The following is a 20506-nucleotide window of genomic DNA, read 5'->3' as shown; positions in this document are numbered from 1 at the left end:
CATGTTCATCCTTTCCTTACAGCCCCACAGCTGCTAGCGTTCGGACCACACAACACGTGTGCGGTTATCCGCACACCAACCACCCACTTCCGTGCGAACAATCGGACACTATGCTAAAAAGCGCTTTCCACCAAAGTTGAATAAATATTTTATAAGAATTTGATTTTAAAGCCATAAACTTTTAATGGCACAACTATCGCTGTTATAAATCCTGGATACCCTGCTTAACGCAGTATCGACTGGCGGCATTGATCGTCGCTGTCAGTATATAACCCCAATAACAGCTAGGAATTTTCGCCATGCGCAAACATATGCCTAAAACGTTCACTCTTCTCGCCAGCAGCGCTCTGCTTGTAGCCGCTGCCAGCAGTGCCCAGGCGCAAGCAGACCGCTCCGGTTGGCCCGATAATTTTACCGTGGGTACCGCTAGCCAAGGCGGCACTTACTTCGTCTACGGTTCAGGCTGGGCCAATTTTATCGCTGATGAGTTAGGCGTATCTGGCGGCGGTGAAGTCACCGGCGGCCCCACTCAAAACCTGGCGCTGGTGCACACGGGCGACATGGCATTTGGTTTAACCACCATGGGCCCTGCTTCTGATGCCGTTAAAGGTGAAAGCCCGCTGGCACCTGGCATGGCAATGGACAATGTATGCGCCATGTTCCCCATGTACGAAACGCCGTTCTCTATTACCGCGCTTTCTGACAGCGGCATCGAGTCGATTTCCGACATTCCTGATGGCGCGCGCATCGGCTTTGGCCCGGCTGCCTCAACCTCGGATACCTACTTCCCAGCAATCCTTGAAACCCTGGGCGTTGACTTTGAGCGCCGCAACGGCGGCTGGTCAGACCTGGGCGGTCAGTTGCAGGATGGCTTGCTTGACGTTGTTGCCTTTGCCGCTGGCATTCCGATTCCCGCCGTTAGCCAGTTGGAAGTACAAACAGACGTCAACATCATCGAATTTAACGAAGAAGAGCTGGCCACGGTGCTGGAAAACTTCCCCGTTGCTGAGTTTATGATTCCGGCCAACACCTACACTACGCTGGAAGAAGACGCCCGCGCTGTCTCCATGTGGAACTTCGCTATCGCTGGCTGTGACCTGCCGGAAGATTTCGTTTATGAAGTCACCAAGGCGACCATGGAAAACAACGACCGCATGCGCTCTGTGCACCGCAGTGCTGAAACCAGCATTCCAGAAAACATTAAGCACAACACCGTGCTGCCGTTTCACCCCGGCGCTGCACGCTGGTACGAAGAGAACGGCTATGAAATTGCTGATGACATGATCAACTAAGCAACGCTTAACGTTCTGACTGCCCCGTCTCCGGCCCCGCCGGGCGGGGCAGCTTTCGCTGCTGCTACCCCTTTGTCTGCTTTTGCTGTGAGGGTGAACTCTAATGAGTCACAAAACCGACCAAGAACCCAATGACCTCAAGGATGATGCCCACGCGGCATCAGTGATACCCGAGTCCATTGCCGACGGTGTCGATGAAGACGTTGTTGAACCCAACCGCCGCCTGTTTACGGGCTGGCAGTTCCTGCTATTTGCGGCATTAGCGATCGCTTACTCAAGTTTCCATCTGATTTCACTGAACGTGTATCCGATGGAAACCTGGTCGTTTCGTATCGTGCATATTGCCGGTGCGCTTATTCTCGGTTACGGGCTCTTTGCCGGTGCCCGTTTTGCCGACGACGATCATCAGGCGTCAGGTGTCTGGATCAAGTGGGTAAGCTACGCGCTACTGATTCCCGCCGCCTATACCCTGGCGCAAGTTCTGTTGATGTATCAAACGCTCAGCGGTGGTGCCATGCGCATCGACCCGAACGTTGAAAACTGGCATTACGGCTATCCGCTCATGGCGACAACGGCGGGTGCCATTGTGCTGTCATGGTTTTATCGTCAGGCACGGCATCGCTTCAACCCAGCCGATTTGGTGCTAATGGTCTGCGCGCTGGCCAGCGCTGGTTATTTGCTGGTGGCTTATAACACCAATATCCGTATGTCGACGGGTACCTCTTTTGCGCCAGCAGGCATTTCCTGGGCGGCAATTGCAGGCTCGTTACTGATCCTGGAACTGACTCGCCGAGTAGCGGGTTTAGCCCTAGTAGTGATTTCCGCAGTCTTCCTGACCTATGTATTCGCTGGCCCTTATCTGCCGGGCTTCTTAGGCTATCCAGGGCTGTCACTACAGCGTTTCTTTAGCCAGGTGTATACCGACGCAGGCATTCTTGGCCCCACAACCGCGGTGTCGTCGACCTATATTATTTTGTTCATTATTTTTGCCGCTTTCCTACAGGCCTCTAAAGTTGGCGACTACTTCGTCAACTTTGCCTTTGCCGCAGCTGGCCGTGCCCGTGGCGGCCCTGCCAAGGTGGCCATTTTTGCCTCTGGCTTGATGGGTATGATCAACGGCACGTCAGCAGGTAACGTGGTTTCCACCGGTTCATTGACCATTCCTCTGATGAAGAAAGTCGGCTACCCCGCACGTAGCGCCGGCGCGATTGAAGCAGCCGCCTCAACCGGTGGGCAAATCATGCCACCGATTATGGGCGCGGGTGCGTTCATCATGGCCGAAGTGACCGGTATTCCGTATACCGAAATTGCGCTTGCCGCCGTCATTCCGGCGATTCTTTATTTTGCCTCTATCTACTTTATGGTCGACTTTGAAGCCGCCCGTAAAGGCATGCGTGGCATGCGTAAAGATGAGATCCCGCTGTTCTCGAAGCTGGTCAAGCAGGTCTATCTGTTCGCGCCGATTATTATTCTGATTGTCGCCCTGTTCATGGGCTACTCGGTGATTCGCGCAGGCACCTTGGCAACCGCGTCAGCCGCGGTGGTTAGCTGGCTCTCACCCAATAAAATGGGCCTTCGTTCGATTCTTAAAGCCCTGCAGATAGCGGGCACCATGGCGATTCAGATTATCGCCGTATGCGCCTGTGCGGGCTTAATCGTCGGGGTTATCTCGCTGACGGGTGTAGGCGCGCGTTTCTCGTCGCTGCTGCTGGGCTTAGCGGGCGTGAGCCAACTGCTGGCGCTAGTGTTCGCCATGCTGATCAGTATTCTACTCGGCATGGGTATGCCTACCACCGCCGCCTATGCGGTGGCCGCTTCGGTCGTGGCTCCGGGTTTGATCAATATCGGCATTGAACCGCTGATCGCTCACTTCTTCGTGTTCTACTTTGCGGTCGTCTCTGCGATTACGCCGCCCGTTGCCTTGGCCTCCTATGCCGCCGCGGGTATCTCCGGCGACAACCCCATGGGCACATCGGTGGCATCGTTCAAGATTGGCTTGGCCGCGTTCATTGTTCCATTTATGTTCTTCTACAGCCCCGCCATGCTGATGGAAGGCTCACCGATGCAGATCCTGCGCGTTGGGTTAACCGCGACGCTAGGTATTGTGCTGCTTTCGGGTATGGTTCAAGCGTGGTTCTTTGGCCCCGTTAACCTAGTGCAGCGTGTCGTCATGCTGGTGGGCGCGCTGTTTTTAATCTACGGCGGTATCTATACCGATATTGCCGGCCTTGCGATTGGTATCGTGCTATTCATGATGCAGCGTAAGATGCACGGTGGTGGTAGCAAAACGGCGCAAGCTGGCTGATTGATTTAAGCCACTAAACGCTAAGCGTAAAAAACCCCGCTCAACAATCGTTGAGCGGGGTTTTTTAGTGCGCCTAAAGCGGGTCGATAAATGGCTTAGTCAGTCAGGTTGTCGACGATCTTCAGCACCGGCGCTGCTTGATTAAGCGTGTAGAAGTGCAGGCCTGGCGCCCCGCCATCCAGTAATCGCTGGCAAAGACGGGTCACCACATCGGTGCCAAAGGCAGCAATCGCTTCGCTGTCATCGCCATAGGATTCCAACTGCTTGCGAATCCAACGCGGGATCTCGGCACCACAGGCGTCAGAGAAACGCGCCAGCTTGGTGTAGTTGGTAATCGGCATAATCCCGGGAATAATCGGCTGCTCAACGCCAAGCGCGCGGGCTTTATCGACGAAGTTGAAATAGGCGTCGGCGGTGAAGAAGTACTGGGTGATGGCCATATTGGCCCCTGCCTTCATTTTACGCGCGAAGTTTTCCACATCCTTATCAAGATTAGGTGCCTGTGGGTGAGACTCAGGGTAAGCGGCTACCGCGATGTCGAAATGGTCGCCCGTTTCCGCACGAATAAACTCAACCAGTTCGTTGGCATACCGTAGCTCGCCAACGCTTCCCATACCGGAGGGCATGTCACCACGCAGCGCGACTAGACTATCGACCCCCTCTTCTCGGTACTGCGCCAGCAGATCACGCAGCTGGGCTTTCTCACTGCCAATACAGGAGAGGTGTGGGGCGGTGGTGATGCCACTCTCACTCACTGCACGCACCACCTCCCGGGTACGTGCCTGGGTAGACCCGCCAGCACCGTAAGTAACCGAGAAAAACCGTGGCTTCCGGGCGGCCAGTTCATCGCGAACGTGGATCAGCTTGTCGCGCCCAGCATCAGTATTGGGCGGAAAGAATTCAAAGCTGATACCTAGCGGATGCTCATGGCTGCTCATGGGGTTTCCTTATTAGTGATCAATAGTGATGATATTTTGGGGTATTCTCCCTGTTCCAGCGCGTTGGGGCTAATGAAAGATTCCACGCTTGGCCTTTAATTCGGCTCATGTTAGCGAGTCACCACACATACAACGGGGGGATAAATGGATCTTGCACCTGGGGCGCTCGTTGGGCCGTTACTTATGCTACTCAGCTACGTGGGGCTAGGCTGGCTCGCCGCCCAACGGCTAAAGCTTGATCCTCGACCGATTGCGACGCTGCTGGTTTACCTGATAGCGCCTTTTACGATTTTTCGCGCGCTGATGAACGGCGGCCCAACACCTGACTATCTTTTACTCACATTAGCGCTATTCATTCTGGCGAGCCTAATGGCCCTGGTCGTACAGCGCCTCACTCGCCACCGATTTGGTGAGCAGGAAGCGGCCCTGCTGGCGTTCTCCTCTGGAACGGGTAATACCGGCTATTTTGGCCTGCCGATTGCGCTGATTTTGCTACCCCCTGAAGGCGTTACCCTTTACCTATTCTGTATACTGGGGATTAATATTTACGAATTTACCGTGGGCTTTTACCTTAGCGCGCGCGGACGCTTTTCAGTACGCGATAGTCTGATCAAAATTTCTCGCTTACCGCTTATCTATGCGTTCCTATTCGCGTTACTGCTTAGCGCCCTTGAAATAACCCTACCCGCTGCAGCAATGAATTCGCTAGCAGTATTCCCTGCCACTTACACGCTGCTCGGCATGATGATTATTGGCATGACGCTTAGCCAAGTGACGCTTTCCGCCTGGGATACCCGTTTCGTGGCCGCCTGCCTAGGGCTGCGCTATTTGCTATGGCCGTTAGCCATGCTATTGGCCGTTTTGGCGTTGCTGTGGGTCACCCCACTCTCCACCGAGCTCGCCATGGCACTGCTACTGCTGGGCGTAGTGCCTATGGCGGCTAACGTGGTGGTGGTCGCCATGGAACTGGGCATTCAGCCGCAAAAAGGCGCGCTGGCCGTACTGGTGACGACACTACTCGCGCCGCTGCTGATTCCGCTTTATCTGGGGTTGATGCTGCGTCTCACAGGACTGAGCTAAAAACCAGCCACACCCGCCTCGTTAAGCTGTCGGGCTATGTCCTGTATCTCGGGGTGGCTGAAAAACGCCACAAGCGCCTCAGCGCGCACCGGGCCGACGCCGGGAACAGCTTGCCACTGTTCGCGCTGGTAGCCCGCTAACTCATACCAATCCCCACGCACAGATTCGCTACCCGGTGGCGCGCCCAGCGCACTTAACCAGGCTGCAAATGGCTTGCCTTGGGCGGCTTGAAACTGTTCCAGTAACGCGACGGCGGTCGCTTCACCAATGCCGTAGGCCTGTTGCAGTTGGCCTGGCTCAACGTTCAGCCAGCCCAGTAAATGAGTGACTACGCCCGCGTCCATCAGCGCTTGCCAGGTACCTTCACCGATACCTTGCATACCAAGCTGCTCGCCAAGGTAGCTAAGCCGAGCCAGCAATTGGCCATCGCAACCGGGAGTTAATTCAAAACAGCTCAGCAGATTAAAGCGCTGGGGTGATGGCGGCGTCAGCGGCGAGCGCTCCTGGGTGTGCCACACCACCTCGCTTAACTGGGGAATCGTTAACCCCGCCAGCGTAATCGCCACTTGGTCACCGGGACGAACATCCAGTGTTTCCCAGCGTTCCAGCGAGCCCAGAGAGACGCGGCTAATGCGTCGTCCCTCCAGCTGTACCGGATTAAGCCACACCAGCGGCGTCACACGCCCGGTGCGCCCAACACGAAACTCAATGCCACGCACTTCCGCTAGCGCCTGCTGGGCGGGGTATTTCCAGGCAATAGCCCACGCCGGGGGCGAAGATGACCAGCGGCTCACGCCGGGGCGCTCTGCCTGTTTGATGACTACACCGTCGGTGGCAAACGGCAGAGGGCCGTTAAACCAGCTATCACGCCAGTAAGCGGCATCACGGCGATCATCCAGCGGATGAGTATAGTCAGCGCTATCAAAGCCCAGCTCACTTAGCCGAGCTAAACGTTCCTGCATTGCGGTAGGCCCATCGGGCCAATCCCAAACAAACAGGCCAATACGTTCAAGGGTGGCGGCTTCAGGAGAGGATTGCGCCATGGCTCCTGCTACAGCACCGCGTGCTCCTGTTGAGGGCGAGCGCGACTGAACGTGTTGGGTGAGCCGCCAATACAGCTCGCCTTGGAAGACTGCAGAGATAGGCTCGGGTAACGTATTGGGAATAGCCGGGAGCTGTCGGGCACGGGCTGTCCAGTCCTGGCCCCGCTGGCCGTCGCCACGGCTAACGGCTTCGACCAGTTCGCCATCGGCATAGCGCAGCGTAATTGCCACACCGTCCACTTTGGGCTGGATCCACAGGTTTTCGCGGCGACTGGTAAAACGCCTGACGCCATCGTCATCGGCTTTATCAAGCCCACGCTGCGCTGCCGGGTGTTCGAGGGTGCCGCTGCTGCGTGTAACGCGCGTAAGCGGGCGATGGTCAGGTACATTGCCCAGACAACGCTGCCAAGTGGCTAGGCGCTCTACCGCTTGGTCGTAGAGGGCGTCATCGATCAGCGCGACGCCTTCGTCGTGGTAGGCAATGTCCCAGCGCTGCACCTGCTCGGCCAGCGCTTTGCTTTCGCGGCTTAAGCGTTCCTCCGGCCAATCAGGGCATTGGGCAGCCTGTGCGGAAAAAGTGACAAGCCAGATTAGGCCTCCCAACAGCCAAGTACGTACACCCAACAACATTACTTACCCCCGCGTTAACACATCAGCCTTTAGGCTTAGCCTAGCGCAGGGTTTTGAAATAGCGCATAAAAAAAGCCCCCGGCCGAAGCCAAAGGGGCGATTTAATACATTTCTTACAACCGTTGTAGCGAATCTCTTACAAACCGGCGGCCTTACGCAGCGCATCGGCCTTATCAACCTTTTCCCACGGGAAGGCGGTAAAGGTTTCGGTATGCGCTTGACCTTTATCGTCGCTCCAGGTGTAGCTGTGCTCGAACGGCGCCCGGCCAAAGTGACCGTAAGCGGCGGTGAGCTGATACATCGGGTGCAGCAGATCAAGCATTTTGGTGATCGCGTAGGGGCGCAGGTCAAAGTGCTCGCGAACCAGCGCAACGATCTTGGTATCGTCAATTTTACCGGTGCCAAAGGTGTCGATGGAGACCGACGTCGGCTCGGCAACGCCAATCGCGTAGGAGACCTGAATTTCACACTTGTCCGCCAGACCCGAGGCCACCACGTTTTTGGCCACATAGCGGCCCGCATAGGCGGCGCTGCGATCCACTTTAGAGGGGTCTTTGCCGGAGAACGCGCCACCACCGTGACGTGCCATGCCGCCGTAGGTGTCGACGATGATCTTGCGGCCAGTCAGACCACAATCGCCTACCGGGCCGCCAATCACGAATTTGCCGGTCGGGTTGATATGGTACTGGGTGCTGTCATCCAGCCATTCAGCGGGGATCACTTGCTCAATGACCTCGCGCTTGATCATTTTGCGCAGGTCTTCCTGATTAATATCTGGGTCGTGTTGGGTAGAGAGCACAATGGCATCGACACCGCAGGGCTGGCCTTCGGCGTTATAACGGAAGGTTACCTGACTCTTGGCATCCGGGCGCAGCCAAGGCAGCAGGCCATTTTTACGCAGTTCAGCCTGACGCTCGACTAATCGGTGCGAGTAGTGGATCGGCGCCGGCATAAACGAATCGGTTTCGTTGGTCGCGTAGCCAAACATCAGGCCCTGGTCGCCAGCGCCCTGATCTTCCGGCTTGCTGCGATCAACGCCCTGGGCGATGTCGACACTCTGCTTGCCAATCAGGTTAACCACGCCGCAGGTCGCGCCGTCAAAACCTACGTCAGACGAGTTATAGCCAATGCTGATAATCACATCGCGCACGAGGGTTTCTAAATCAACCCAGGCTGAGGTGGTAATTTCGCCGGCAATGATCGCCACTCCGGTTTTCACCATGGTTTCACAGGCAACGCGGGCCTGTTTATCACGAGCGATAATGGCATCTAACACCGCGTCAGAGATCTGATCGGCAATCTTATCGGGATGACCTTCGGAGACGGACTCGGAGGTAAACAGGGAATATTCGCTCATCGCGCACTCTACCCTCTGTATGACGGCTGTAGGTTCCACAGCATCAGCAGGAAATCATGGCAGGTGTCCCCTGCCCGTATTAGCGAAATGATGACGTTCATCATCACTTCGGGAGGCAGAGTCTACACGCTGTCGGCGACGCTTCCCAGAACGTGATCCCGAGAATTTGCCGCTACATTTGCCGCAACATGGGAAGTCAGCGACAATAGCGCCTTTATAATTTCTGTTTTCAGGCGAGGAGCACCCCCATGCCGTCCCGTTTTGAGCTAGCCAATGCCATTCGCGCCCTGTCCATGGATGCCGTTCAGAAGGCCAAGTCCGGCCACCCTGGCGCCCCCATGGGTATGGCTGATATCGCCGAGGTGCTATGGAATGACTACCTCAAGCACAACCCCGAAGACCCCAAGTGGGCCGATCGTGATCGCTTTGTGCTTTCCAATGGCCATGGCTCCATGCTGCTTTACTCGCTGCTCCACCTCAGTGGTTACGAGCTAAGCCTGGAACAGCTGCAGAATTTCCGCCAGCTGCACTCGCCCACCGCGGGCCACCCGGAATTCGGCTACGCGCCCGGCATTGAAACCACCACTGGCCCGCTAGGTCAGGGTTTTGCCAACGCCGTAGGCTTTGCCATCGCGGAAAAAACCATGGCGGCGCAGTTCAACCGCCCCGGCCACTCCATCGTTGACCACCACACATGGTGCTTTGTAGGTGACGGCTGCTTAATGGAAGGGATCTCCCATGAAGCGGCCTCCCTGGCCGGTACCCAGCAGTTGGGTAAGCTAATCACTGTATACGACGATAACGGCATCTCCATTGATGGTGAAGTGGAAGGCTGGTTTACCGACGATACCGCCAAGCGTTTTGAAGCCTATGGCTGGCACGTAGTACCCAACGTTGATGGTCATAAGCCTGAAGAGATCAAAGCCGCTATTGAGCTGGCCAAGAGCCACGACGATAAGCCGAGCCTGATTATCTGCAAAACCATTATTGGCTTTGGTGCCCCCAACAAGCAGGGCAAGGAAGACGCTCACGGCGCCCCGCTAGGCGATGACGAAGTGGCCCTGGCGCGCACGCAGCTCGACTGGCCCCACGCTCCGTTCCATATTCCTGAGCCAATCTACTCGGGCTGGGATGCCCGTGAAGCAGGCAAAGCGACCCAGCAGGCGTGGGACGCGCGTTTTGCCCGCTATGCTGAAGCCTTCCCCACCGAAGCGCGGGAATTCACCCGCCGGATGAAGCGCCAGCTGCCGACGGAACTGCCTACCGAAGCCTTGATTGAGCAGGCCCAAGAGCGTGGCGAGACCATTGCGTCACGCAAAGCCTCGTTTGAAGCGCTGAATGTAATTGGCCCGCAAATGCCGGAACTGCTGGGCGGCAGTGCCGACTTGGCCCCCTCTAACCTGACTTTCTGGAAAGGCGCCAAAGCGATCACCCCAGAAGATGCCAGCGGTAACTACCTGCACTACGGTGTCCGTGAGTTCGGCATGGGGGCGGTCATGAACGGCATCGCCCTACACGGCGGACTAGTGCCCTACGGCGCGACCTTCCTGATCTTTATGGAGTACATGCGTAACTCGATCCGCATGGCGTCGCTGATGGGCCAGCAGGTGATCTACGTGTTTACCCACGACTCCATCGGCCTGGGTGAAGATGGCCCGACCCACCAGCCGATTGAGCAGCTCACCAGCCTGCGTACGACGCCGAATCTAAACACCTGGCGCCCCTGCGATGCGGTTGAAACCGCCGCCTCTTGGGATGCCGCCATCAAGCGTCACTCCGGCCCCACCGCGCTAGTACTGTCACGCCAGAACCTGCCCCACCAGCAGCGCACTAAAGCGCAGTTGGCAGCCATTCAAAACGGTGCGTACGTTCTTAAGGACAGCGAAGGAACACCGGAGTTGATTCTGATTGCCACCGGTTCTGAAGTCGGCCTGGCGATGGACGCCGCCGCCGAGCTTGAGCAGCAAGGTAAAGCGGTACGCGTGGTCTCCATGCCCTCAGCCTATCGCTTCAACGGCCAGGACGCCGAGTACCGTGAGAGCGTACTGCCCAAAGCGGTGACCAAGCGTATCGCTATCGAAGCCGCTCACGCCGACTATTGGTACAAGTATGTGGGCCTAGAAGGCCGTGTGATCGGCATGACGACTTACGGCGAATCTGCGCCGGCGGGCGATCTGTTTAAGCACTTCGGCTTTACCGTCGAGAATGTGGTCAAACAAGCCAACGAACTACTCGGCTAAGCCATGCCAGCACTCAGTGGCTTTCTATGGCTGATTAGCTACTGGCTTATTGGTGAAGTGGTGATCCACTTCACCGCTTTGCCAATCTCGTCAGGCGTGATCGGCATGCTGCTGCTCTGCGCGACGCTCGCCGTTCGGGGCCGTGTACCTAACAACATTGCCGCTGCCGCCCAGCCACTGATTGCACTACTCGCCATGCTGATTATGCCCGGCGTTGTTGGGGTGTTTTTTATCATCGGCGAGCTGGCCGGGCAGTGGACGGCTATCCTTATCGCGCTATTGCTGGGCACGTTACTCAGTGTGGTGACCACGCTGTGGCTGCTCAAGCGACTAATCGGGCAACCAAATGTCCGCTGATACACCGCTGCTTACTCTATTAACCACCACCCCGCTGTTTGCGGTGGGGTTAACGCTCGCTGCATATTTGCTGGGTAGCGCGCTGTTCCAGCGTTTAAAGCGCCCTTCTTGGCTGCCCGCTATTTTGATCGCGGCACTGCTGCTGGCAGGGGCATTAGCGCTGATAGGACTGCCTTACGCTACATACCAGCAGGGAGCCACATGGCTAACGGTGCTATTGGGGCCAGCCACGGTTGCGCTGGGTATGCCGCTTTATCAGCAGTTGCCACGTATCGTTGAATTGTGGCGACCGCTGGCGATTTGTTTGCCCATCGCCGCGACGCTGGCGGCTTGCTACTCGCTGGCAATTGCTTGGTTGCTGGGCAGCTCGGAAACCATACTCGCATCCATTGCCGCTAAATCGGTGACTGCACCCATCGCTATCGGCATTACTGAACAGCTTGGCGGCACAACCGCACTGCTGCTGGGAGCGCTGTTGGTGACCGGTGTGATCACCATTCCCTGTGTCAGTCTAGCTGCGCGTTGGCTGCATATTGACGACGAGCGCTTGATCGGTTTCGCCCTGGGGCTTAACGGCCATGCCATTGGTACGGTAAGAGCGTTTGAGATCAGCCCCACCGCCGGGGCTTTTGCCTCATTGGGCATGAGCCTTACCGGTATTTTTACCGCGGTGCTACTGCCACTCGCTTGGCGGTTGGTAGGTATGGGCGGCTGATGGGCACGGGCAGTTGATAAGAATCGACCGCTGAAATACGTTATCATCGCAACGAGTTCCAACTTAGACAGCCTCACACGTTCCGATCACTGTTTCACTTTTAAGAGCCACCCTTCTGCATGGCTAATTCTGCTCCCAGGTATCGCATCGCCATTAACGGTTACGGACGCATTGGTCAATGTGTGTTGCGGGCGCTCGTCGAGCGGCACCACCCCGAACTTGAAGTGGTCGCTATTAATGAACTCTCTGATCTCGAGACCATCACCTATCTAACCCGTTACGACACCACCCATGGCCGCTTTCCCGGTGACGTCGATAACGACGGTCAGTACCTAATCGTCAACGGCCAGCGCATCCAGGTGCTGTGCGAACCAGATCCACAAAAGCTGCCCTGGAAGGCGCTTGATGTGGATCTGGTGCTGGAGTGCTCCGGGAGCTTTAAAGATCGTGCCACCGCCGAGCTGCACTTAGCGGCAGGCGCTAAGAGACTGCTGTTCTCCCAGCCAGCGGAAAATGATGTCGATGCCACCATTGTATGGGGCATTAATGAAGGCGAGCTGGCTCTTTCCCAGCGTGTACTCTCTGCCGCTTCGTGCACCACTAACTGCCTAGTGCCGCTGTTGACCGTTCTGGATGAAGCTCTCGGCCTTGAGCACGGTGTCACCACGACGATTCACTCGGCGATGAATGACCAGCCGGTGATCGATGCCTACCACCAGACCGATCTGCGTCTTACCCGCTCGGCAATGCACTCTATTGTGCCGGTGGACACCGGCTTGGCGCTGGGCATTAGCCGCTTGATGCCCAATCTTGCGGGCCGCTTTGAATGCCTGCACGTACGCGTCCCCACTATCAATGTCTCTGCCATGGACGTGGCGCTCACCGTCAGTCGCGACACCCACCGCGACGATGTGAATACGCTGCTGCTGACCGCCAGTCAGCAGCGCTTAAAAGGCGTACTTGGCTATACTGAAGCACCCATGGCGTCGGTTGATTTTAATCACGACCCTCGCTCGGGCATCCTGGACGCTACCCAAACCCGGGTAGCGGGTAAACGCCTTATTAAGCTGCTGTGCTGGTTCGACAACGAGTGGGGATTCGCCAACCGTATGCTCGATATTAGCCAGCGGCTGGCCAGACTTTCGGCAGAGACGTAACCTGTTGGCATTAGTTGTTTACGTTAGCTGTTTATATTTAGCTCCACGGCTTAAACACGAGGAAACCGCTTCCATGAATGTAAAAAAGATGACTGACCTTCCCCTGGAAGGACAACGCGTGCTGATCCGTGAAGATTTGAATGTGCCCATCAAACATGGCCGCGTCTCCAGCGATGCCCGCCTGCGAGCCGCACTGCCGACAATTCAAGCCGCCGTAAAGGCTGGTGCGAAGGTGATGTTGATGAGCCATTTAGGGCGCCCCACTGAAGGCGAACCCGCCGAAGAATTCTCCCTCGCACCGGTGGCAGAACACTTGGGTGAACTATTAGGCCGCCCAGTGCCGCTGATCACAGCCTATCTCGGCGAAACGCTGGATCTCGCCAACGGCGACATCGTGCTGCTAGAGAACGTGCGCTTTAACAGCGGCGAGAAAAAAGACGATGAACAGCTAGCGAAACAGTACGCCGCGCTGTGCGATATCTTTGTGATGGATGCCTTTGGCACCGCCCACCGCGCCCAAGCCTCCACCCACGGCGTGGCGCGGCTTGCCCCCAGCGCCTGCGCTGGCCCGCTGCTTGCCCAAGAGCTGGATGCACTCGAAAAAGCGCTGGCCCACCCTGCCCGGCCCATGGCAGCCATCGTCGGCGGCTCGAAGGTGTCTACCAAGCTGGATGTCCTCACCGCGCTGGCTGATAAATGCGATCAACTGATTGTCGGCGGTGGTATCGCCAACACCTTTATTGCCGCGGCGGGGTACAATGTCGGCAAATCACTCCATGAGGCCGATCTAGTGGGCCAAGCGAAAGCGCTGATGGAGAAGGTCTCGATTCCGCTTCCTACCGATGTCGTCGTCGCCACCGAGTTTTCTGAATCGGCCAAGGCCGTTGTCAAACCGGTCGATCAAGTGGCTGACGACGAGATGATTCTGGATATCGGCCCAGATACCGCCGCTCACTTGGCCAGCATGCTCAAAGATGCTGGCACTATTTTGTGGAATGGCCCCGTTGGTGTATTTGAAATCGATCAATTCGGTAAAGGCACTCAAGTGATCGCCCAGGCTATCGCCGATAGCGCAGGCTTCTCTATTGCCGGTGGCGGCGATACGTTAGCGGCCATTGATAAATATGCCATTGCGGATCGCGTTTCGTACATTTCTACCGGCGGTGGCGCCTTTCTTGAATATGTCGAAGGCAAGCAATTGCCTGCCGTCGCTGCACTCGAAGCCGCCGCCAAACGCGGTTAACATTGCAAGACTTGAACCTGAACGCTCAGTCTTTACAGCTCATTTTTGATAATCCTGTTTTGACAGCCCAGTCTCTACAACCCAGTCTCTAAAACATAGATAAGGTAACTTCATGGCTTTGATCAGCATGCGCCAGATGCTCGACCACGCCGCCGAATACGGTTACGGCATTCCGGCGTTCAACGTCAACAACCTTGAGCAGATGCGCGCCATTATGGAAGCCGCGGATGCCACTGATTCACCGGTCATCGTGCAAGCATCTGCCGGTGCACGTAAGTACGCGGGTGCGCCTTTCCTGCGTCATCTAATTTTGGCGGCCGTCGAAGAGTTTCCGCATATCCCTGTGGTCATGCACCAGGATCACGGCACCAGCCCTGCGATCTGCCAGCGTTCCATTCAGCTCGGTTTCTCCTCGGTGATGATGGATGGCTCGCTGGGTGAGGATGGCAAAACGCCCGCCGACTACGACTATAACGTCAACGTTACTAGGCGCGCGGTGGAAATGGCACACGCCTGTGGCGTTTCCGTCGAAGGCGAATTGGGCTGCCTGGGCAGCCTGGAAACCGGCATGGCCGGAGAGGAAGACGGTATCGGCGCGGAAGGCAAGCTGGATATGGAGCAGCTGCTGACCGACCCGGAAGAAGCTGCCGAGTTTGTGAAAGCGACACACGTGGACGCTCTGGCGATTGCCATTGGCACCAGCCACGGTGCTTACAAATTCACTAAGCCGCCTACCGGTGACACGCTCTCCATCCAGCGTATTAAAGAGATCCACGCGCGCATTCCGGATACTCATCTGGTCATGCACGGCTCCTCTTCTGTTCCCCAGGAGTGGCTGGAAGTGATTAACCAGCACGGCGGCGAGATCCCCGAAACGTATGGTGTTCCCGTCGAAGAGATCGTTGAGGGCATTAAGCACGGCGTGCGCAAGGTCAATATCGATACCGACCTGCGCTTGGCGTCTACCGGTGCAGTGCGTCGCTTCCTGGCTGAGAACCCGTCTGAATTCGACCCGCGTAAGTTCTTGAAAGAGACCGTTACCGCGATGCGCGATCTTTGTATCGCTCGTTACGAAGCTTTTGGCACGGCTGGCAACGCCAGCAAAATTAAGCCGATTAGCCTGGAAGAGATGTTCCTGCGCTATGAGCGCGGCGAGCTGGCTCCCAAGGTAAAGTAAACGTGTAATTGCCGCACTTTCGAAAAAAGACGACCTACCTGGTCGTCTTTTTTTGTGAATTTTTTTAAATAACCCAGGTTATGGCTAATTAAATAGATGTTGCAACGCAGCATTGATAGGCTAACACTGGTGATGAGGCCACGACGTCTCGTGTTCCAGCAAGGAGGCCACAACGCTTATGAAATCGACTACTCCGTTTCCCCTAATGCCCACTACTCCGGTAGCGATGTTCGATATATGGAAGGTCGGCCTCATGGCCTTTGAGCTATGGTCGACGTCTTTGTCGACCATAGCTATGCGAAATCATTTATGGCAAACACAGCCGTTTTTCAGCCCTAAAATGATGCAAGAAAATCAACGCATGGTGACCGAAAAACTCGAGGCCAGCATGGAAGCTGGCCTCGTCATGCAAAAAGCGCTGCTCAATTCAATGAGCGGCACGCAGGCTCCCTGGTGGGTTACCAGCCAGCGAACAATGAAGCCTTACCATCAGCGTAGTAGCGCTAACTCGCGTCGACTCGCCAAGTAGAGCTTAGGCACTGACGTTACTCATTATCGTCGGTGCCTTCTTCGTCATCTTCGCTATTCTCTTCTTCGCTGCTGTGAATGGCATCTTCCGGGCTACCAGTGCCGCCCGTGCCAGCCTCCGGGTTTCGTTCTTCACTCGCACCAGGCTCTAACTCTACGTCAGCCTCGCCCTCGCTGGTGGCTACTTCTTCGTTTTTCTCTTCCTCTTCTTCTTCTTCACGGACGCGCGTCTGCTCATCAGTGCCTTCAGAATCGCTAGAGGAAGCGCTTTCATCTTCATCACGCTTTACTGATCCCGCTTTAATGCCGTACTCCTCTTCGAGTGCTGCATCATCCATAGGCTCGTGCTGTTCGCCCTCTGACTCATGGCTATCAGCAAACACATAGCCAGTCGTCGTTAGCAAAGCAGCGCTGAGTGCAAGGGGTAGCATCCAAGGGGTTAGTCGCATTGGGCGTTCTCCATGTTTTGGTTATGACAGGATAGTGTATCCCTACTATCTCTTCAGCGCAGCTTGACCATTTCCAACGCTAGCGCTACAGCGTGTTCAGAAGCTAGCTGGCCTGCAACAGTAGCTAATAAAATGATCGTAGCCATCTAAGCTGGCTCAAGAGTCGCGTTCAGGCAAGCAAAAAATAACAAAACAGTGTTCACAAATGGCGTAAAATCCCGTTCAATAGCAGTACGAATAGCTTCAACTAACACTGGCAGCGCTTAAACCGCTGCAAGGAACCGCAATGCCGCTCCCACTTTTGCTGTTTGACTGTGATGGCACTCTCGTCGATAGCGAGCCGCTACTGGCCGAAGAGATGGCCGTCGGGCTTAATTCAGTAGGCCTGCCTTTCGCGTCTACTGATTATCTTGGCGAGTTTCGTGGAGCGCGTTTCCGGCGCATCGTTGCTGAACTGCAACAACGCTACGGTGACGTTGACCCTGACCAGCTTGACCGTATGGAAGCCTCCATGCGGGCCAATCTAGCCACTCGGCTTGCCCAGGAGTTGACGACCATACCAGGCGCCCAAGAAGCGCTGGATGTTTTGGCGGGTTATCCCAGTGCCGTGGTCTCTAACGGGCCTGAAAGCAAAATTCGCACGGCTTTAGAGGCTACCGGACTCAGCCACTACTTTGGCAAACGTTTTTTCAGTGGCTATACCGCCAATTGCTGGAAGCCCGAACCCTGTTTACATCTACACGCAGCGAGTATCATGGGCTATTCAGCGCGTGACTGCATTGCCATAGACGATGCCTTGGTAGGTGTACGCGCGGCGCTTCAAGCGGGAATGACGGTAATCCACTTAAACCGTTTCCCTGATGCTGAAACAACGCCTGAAAACGCTATCATGATCAGCAATATGTATCAGTTACCCGCCGTAGTGGAGCGGCTCACGCGTGAGTATTGGCAAACACCTGTGCCTCAACACTCTATGGGAGGAGGATAATGGCCTCTTTAAGTGATCAGCTCGGCGGGCTGGTTTACTCCACCGAACATGGCAAAACCTGTCCCACCTGCCGGGAACCACTCGATGACTGCCACTGCGATGATTTGAGTGAACAGCAGCGTCTGGCAGCGCTTGATGGCGTGGTACGCATTCGCCGCGAAACGAGTGGCCGGAAAGGCAAAGGCGTTACGACCGTTAGTGGCATTCCACTGCCTAGCGAAGAGCTTAAAACCTTGGCAAAAACGCTTAAAAAGCGCTGTGGAACGGGTGGCGCAGTTAAAGAAGGTGTTATTGAAATTCAAGGCGACCACCGCGATACCCTGCGTCAAGAGTTAAGCAACCTCGGCTACCAGGTTAAACTCGCTGGAGGTTAAGCCTCTAGACCACTACGACTTACCATTGGGTAAGTCTCTATAAAGCAAGGCACTGCAATGGCTTGGCTGGAATACGTGCTACCCCTGATTTTTTTATTCCCCATGGCGGCAATGGCCAGTATTGTCCTTGCGCTGCGCAGCCTTCACGATGCTCGCGTTCACTCCCCGTTCAACGCCCCCCTTCATGAACCGGGCCAAGCGCTTCGATACCGCCTGGACAAGGCTTTTTCCAGCCTATTTTTAAACGGCGCGTTAGGGCCGATTATCAGTCTCGCCCCGCTTGTTTACGGGATGGGACGCATGCTGTTTGTTGAGCAACAAGACTGGGTCGAATGGGCACTGTATGGCCTGCTCAGCACCTTACTTGTGCTGACGTTTTCATTGCTGTTGGTACGCGACTATCAGCGTATCCGGCGCTTAAAATTAGGCTTAGCCTGTGAACTTGCTGTCGGTCAAGAACTGAAGCGCTTAGTCCGCCCTGATGCGCACCCTTACTATGTGTTCCATGATGTACCTACCGATAGCTTCACGATTGATCACGTCGTAGTAACGCCCCATGGGGTGTTTGTGGTAGAGACACGAGCAAGGACACTCGCTATCGGCACCGATGGCAATGAGCTCAATACAGTCGCGGTGGAGCGCGAGCGGTTGCGTTTTCCACATTGGCAAGAGCGACGGCCGCTACATAAAACACGCCAAGGTGTTAGTTGGCTGACTCACTGGCTCGAGCGTCGCTGTGGCGTGGCTGTACCCGTAAAAGGCGTACTGGTGCTGCCGGGCTGGAAAATAGATAACAGCGAAGCCGCCCCGGATATCCTGGTGGTGAGCGGCGATACCCTTGCAAAGCAGCTAACAGAGCTAACGCCAGGTCCACTCAATGATGCCATCCATGATAAGGTCATTAATGTTCTGCTTGAGCGCGCTAAGCTGATGGAGTTGAAGCACCTAAGCCAACCTTCAGTTTAAGTGCCCTCCCCTCAATCGCCGCGCAGTCGACCGCCCATCTCCTGGGCCAAATCCACCGCATAGTGGTCTGTCATCCCACCAATAAAGTCCAGCATTCGCCGATAGCTATCGTAGAGTGACCAAGATGGCAGTGGGGTGTTTTCGCCGATCAAGGCCAGTACACGCTGGTGTTTAAACGATGAGCGTCCTGTGTGATGAAGCTCATGTGCAGCGCCAATAAAGGCTTCCAGCAGAATACCCAGCGTCGTATAGGCACCAATCTCCAGCTTTGCCTTACGTTCATTCTGGAAAATACGCTCTCGAGCCAATTGCTTCGCCGCCTGAACGCCCCACCCCAAGTCGGGGTGACATAGTTCCAAGAGGTCATCACTGAGCGTGCCACTCAGCAGGGCCTGCTCATGCTGCACAAACACCGCGCCGACATCATTAACCGCACGCTCCATGGCAGCGCCTCGCAGTAGTGCAATACGGCGTCGCTGGGACACGTTACGGGCTTGCATATCGGCATACTCAGGCGGGAACTCTCCGGCAATTTGGCGTAGTATTTCGACGACCTCTTCATAGCGCAGGATGCCCATCTCCAAACCATCCTCCAGATCCAGCAGGGCATAGCAAATATCATCTGCCGCCTCGACCAGCCACGCCAAAGGATGGCGGCACCAGCGCTGCTCGCCTTGGGGCAACAACCCCACCGCTTCAGCCACCTCTTTGAGCAGCGCTTGCTCGGACTGGTAAGCGCCGAACTTACCCGCCCGGCCGCTGTAGCGTACCGTCCAGGGGTATTTAAGCAGCGCACCCAGGGTGGCCGCCGATAGCCGCATACCGCCATTAAACTGGTTATATTCGATCTGCGTTATCACCCGAAAGCCCTGAGCGTTACCCTCATAGGTCAACAGATCTTCTCGCTCAGCGTCTGAAAGCCCTTCTAACAGGCCACTGCGCTGCGCACGCTGGAACCAGTCGCGAATAGCATACTCACCGGCGTGACCAAAAGGGGGATTACCAATGTCATGCCCCAGGCATGCCGTCTGCACAATGACGCCAAGATCAGCCGGCGTTATCCATTCAGGTAGGCGATCATGTAACAGCTCGCCCACAATCATACCCAAAGAACGACCTACACAGCCAACTTCGAGCGAGTGAGTCAAGCGAGTATGGATATGATCGTTTTCGGTCAGCGGGTGCACCTGGGTCTTGCGCCCAAGGCGCCTAAACGAACCGGAAAAAACAATTCGGTCGTGATCCTTATGAAACGGGCTGCGACCGATTTCACGGGTACTTGTTGAGCGTTGATCGTGAAGACGACGTGGGGAGAGTAACTGTTCCCAGCGCATCTGAGTCATGGGCATTCCTCCTTGAGGAGTGCATTTTGACATAAAACACCGAAAAACCGCACGTTAGTTGGGCTTCAGAGAGTACTTCATGTCATCGCGAGCGAAGCGTGGCGATCTCGAGGTGGCTTGCCACCGCAGGACGAGATGGCCGCGTCGCTGCGCTCCTCGCCATGACATGACTTTTCTTCCACGCACACAAAAAACCCAGCCGGGTGGCTGGGTTCTTCGTTGAATAGGTGCCTGACGATGACCTACTCTCGCATGGGGAGACCCCACACTACCATCGGCGCTAAGCGGTTTCACTGCTGAGTTCGGCAAGGGATCAGGTGGTTC

18 protein-coding genes and 1 rRNA gene (1 of these 19 only partly in view) are annotated in these 20506 nt (G+C 55.9%); 13 read left to right on the top strand and 6 right to left on the bottom strand.

The annotated features are described in order from the left end of the window. The first annotated feature begins 299 nt into the window (after positions 1 to 299). On the top strand, positions 300 to 1292 hold the full coding sequence (locus QHL1GM_RS14830) for a TAXI family TRAP transporter solute-binding subunit (protein ID WP_071695147.1): 993 nt from the start codon (positions 300 to 302) through the stop codon (positions 1290 to 1292). 103 nt (positions 1293 to 1395) lie between these two features. After that, complete coding sequence (locus tag QHL1GM_RS14825; protein WP_071695146.1) at positions 1396 to 3597, top strand: TRAP transporter permease; 2202 nt, start codon at positions 1396 to 1398, stop codon at positions 3595 to 3597. A 95-nt stretch (positions 3598 to 3692) separates the two neighbouring features. On the opposite strand, the gene metF is transcribed toward QHL1GM_RS14825, so the two are convergent. Continuing rightward, positions 3693 to 4535: a methylenetetrahydrofolate reductase [NAD(P)H] gene (metF, locus tag QHL1GM_RS14820; RefSeq protein ID WP_071695145.1), complete on the bottom strand. Its 843-nt coding sequence runs from the start codon at positions 4533 to 4535 to the stop codon at positions 3693 to 3695. A 144-nt stretch (positions 4536 to 4679) separates the two neighbouring features. Between metF and QHL1GM_RS14815 the strand changes: the two genes are divergently transcribed. Next, positions 4680 to 5615: an AEC family transporter gene (locus QHL1GM_RS14815; protein WP_071695144.1), complete on the top strand. Its 936-nt coding sequence runs from the start codon at positions 4680 to 4682 to the stop codon at positions 5613 to 5615. Here QHL1GM_RS14815 and ligB read toward each other — a convergent pair. After that, positions 5612 to 7288 (bottom strand): NAD-dependent DNA ligase LigB, encoded by a 1677-nt coding sequence (gene ligB, locus QHL1GM_RS14810; RefSeq protein ID WP_071695143.1) that lies wholly within the window; start codon positions 7286 to 7288, stop codon positions 5612 to 5614. The two genes, QHL1GM_RS14815 and ligB, sit on opposite strands and share 4 nt — an antisense overlap. A 136-nt stretch (positions 7289 to 7424) precedes the next feature. Further along, complete coding sequence (gene metK, locus QHL1GM_RS14805; RefSeq protein ID WP_071695142.1) at positions 7425 to 8645, bottom strand: methionine adenosyltransferase; 1221 nt, start codon at positions 8643 to 8645, stop codon at positions 7425 to 7427. Between the two features lie 248 nt (positions 8646 to 8893). Here metK and tkt point away from each other — a divergent pair, with 248 nt between their 5' ends. The 7 genes from tkt to QHL1GM_RS14770 all read left to right on the top strand — a co-directional run bounded on the left by tkt (position 8894) and on the right by QHL1GM_RS14770 (position 16063). Beyond that, the gene (gene tkt / locus QHL1GM_RS14800) at positions 8894 to 10885 is read left to right on the top strand and encodes a transketolase (protein WP_071695141.1); all 1992 of its coding nucleotides are present in this window, start codon (positions 8894 to 8896) and stop codon (positions 10883 to 10885) included. 3 nt (positions 10886 to 10888) lie between these two features. Further along, positions 10889 to 11242 carry a CidA/LrgA family protein gene (locus QHL1GM_RS14795; RefSeq protein WP_071695140.1) on the top strand — a complete coding sequence of 118 codons (354 nt, stop codon included), beginning with the start codon at positions 10889 to 10891 and terminating at the stop codon, positions 11240 to 11242. After that, complete coding sequence (locus QHL1GM_RS14790; protein WP_071695139.1) at positions 11232 to 11957, top strand: LrgB family protein; 726 nt, start codon at positions 11232 to 11234, stop codon at positions 11955 to 11957. Before QHL1GM_RS14795 ends, QHL1GM_RS14790 begins: the two co-directional genes overlap by 11 nt. 119 nt (positions 11958 to 12076) lie before the next feature. Continuing rightward, positions 12077 to 13114 carry a type I glyceraldehyde-3-phosphate dehydrogenase gene (locus tag QHL1GM_RS14785; RefSeq protein ID WP_071695138.1) on the top strand — a complete coding sequence of 346 codons (1038 nt, stop codon included), beginning with the start codon at positions 12077 to 12079 and terminating at the stop codon, positions 13112 to 13114. 73 nt (positions 13115 to 13187) lie between these two features. Continuing rightward, positions 13188 to 14357 (top strand): phosphoglycerate kinase, encoded by a 1170-nt coding sequence (locus QHL1GM_RS14780; protein ID WP_071695137.1) that lies wholly within the window; start codon positions 13188 to 13190, stop codon positions 14355 to 14357. Between the two features lie 112 nt (positions 14358 to 14469). Continuing rightward, positions 14470 to 15534: a class II fructose-bisphosphate aldolase gene (fba, locus tag QHL1GM_RS14775; protein ID WP_071695136.1), complete on the top strand. Its 1065-nt coding sequence runs from the start codon at positions 14470 to 14472 to the stop codon at positions 15532 to 15534. Between the two features lie 253 nt (positions 15535 to 15787). Continuing rightward, positions 15788 to 16063, top strand: a complete 276-nt coding sequence (locus QHL1GM_RS14770) for a hypothetical protein (protein ID WP_368087065.1) — start codon at positions 15788 to 15790, stop codon at positions 16061 to 16063. Between the two features lie 16 nt (positions 16064 to 16079). Here the strand turns inward: QHL1GM_RS14770 and QHL1GM_RS14765 are convergent, their stop codons facing one another. Continuing rightward, a complete protein-coding gene (locus tag QHL1GM_RS14765) occupies positions 16080 to 16511 on the bottom strand; it encodes a hypothetical protein (RefSeq protein ID WP_071695134.1) in 432 nt (143 codons plus the stop codon). A gap of 286 nt (positions 16512 to 16797) precedes the next feature. On the opposite strand from QHL1GM_RS14765, the gene QHL1GM_RS14760 reads away from it, so the two are divergent. From QHL1GM_RS14760 to QHL1GM_RS14750, 3 genes are read left to right on the top strand one after another with little or no spacing between them, the layout of a single operon-like run. Further along, positions 16798 to 17499 carry an HAD family phosphatase gene (locus QHL1GM_RS14760; RefSeq protein ID WP_071695133.1) on the top strand — a complete coding sequence of 234 codons (702 nt, stop codon included), beginning with the start codon at positions 16798 to 16800 and terminating at the stop codon, positions 17497 to 17499. After that, positions 17499 to 17873 (top strand): translation initiation factor Sui1, encoded by a 375-nt coding sequence (locus tag QHL1GM_RS14755; RefSeq protein ID WP_071695132.1) that lies wholly within the window; start codon positions 17499 to 17501, stop codon positions 17871 to 17873. The genes QHL1GM_RS14760 and QHL1GM_RS14755 overlap by 1 nt, the downstream gene beginning before the upstream one ends. Before the next feature lie 57 nt (positions 17874 to 17930). Further along, positions 17931 to 18839 carry a nuclease-related domain-containing protein gene (locus QHL1GM_RS14750; RefSeq protein WP_071695131.1) on the top strand — a complete coding sequence of 303 codons (909 nt, stop codon included), beginning with the start codon at positions 17931 to 17933 and terminating at the stop codon, positions 18837 to 18839. Between the two features lie 11 nt (positions 18840 to 18850). Here the strand turns inward: QHL1GM_RS14750 and QHL1GM_RS14745 are convergent, their stop codons facing one another. Then, positions 18851 to 20182 (bottom strand): deoxyguanosinetriphosphate triphosphohydrolase, encoded by a 1332-nt coding sequence (locus tag QHL1GM_RS14745; protein ID WP_071695130.1) that lies wholly within the window; start codon positions 20180 to 20182, stop codon positions 18851 to 18853. 229 nt (positions 20183 to 20411) lie between these two features. Further along, positions 20412 to 20506 (bottom strand): 5S ribosomal RNA (gene rrf / locus QHL1GM_RS14740); it runs 21 nt beyond the window's last position.

The sequence above is a fragment of the Halomonas sp. QHL1 genome (genome assembly GCF_001882345.1).
Classification (GTDB): domain Bacteria; phylum Pseudomonadota; class Gammaproteobacteria; order Pseudomonadales; family Halomonadaceae; genus Vreelandella.
This window is presented reverse-complemented; position numbering and strand designations above follow the sequence as displayed.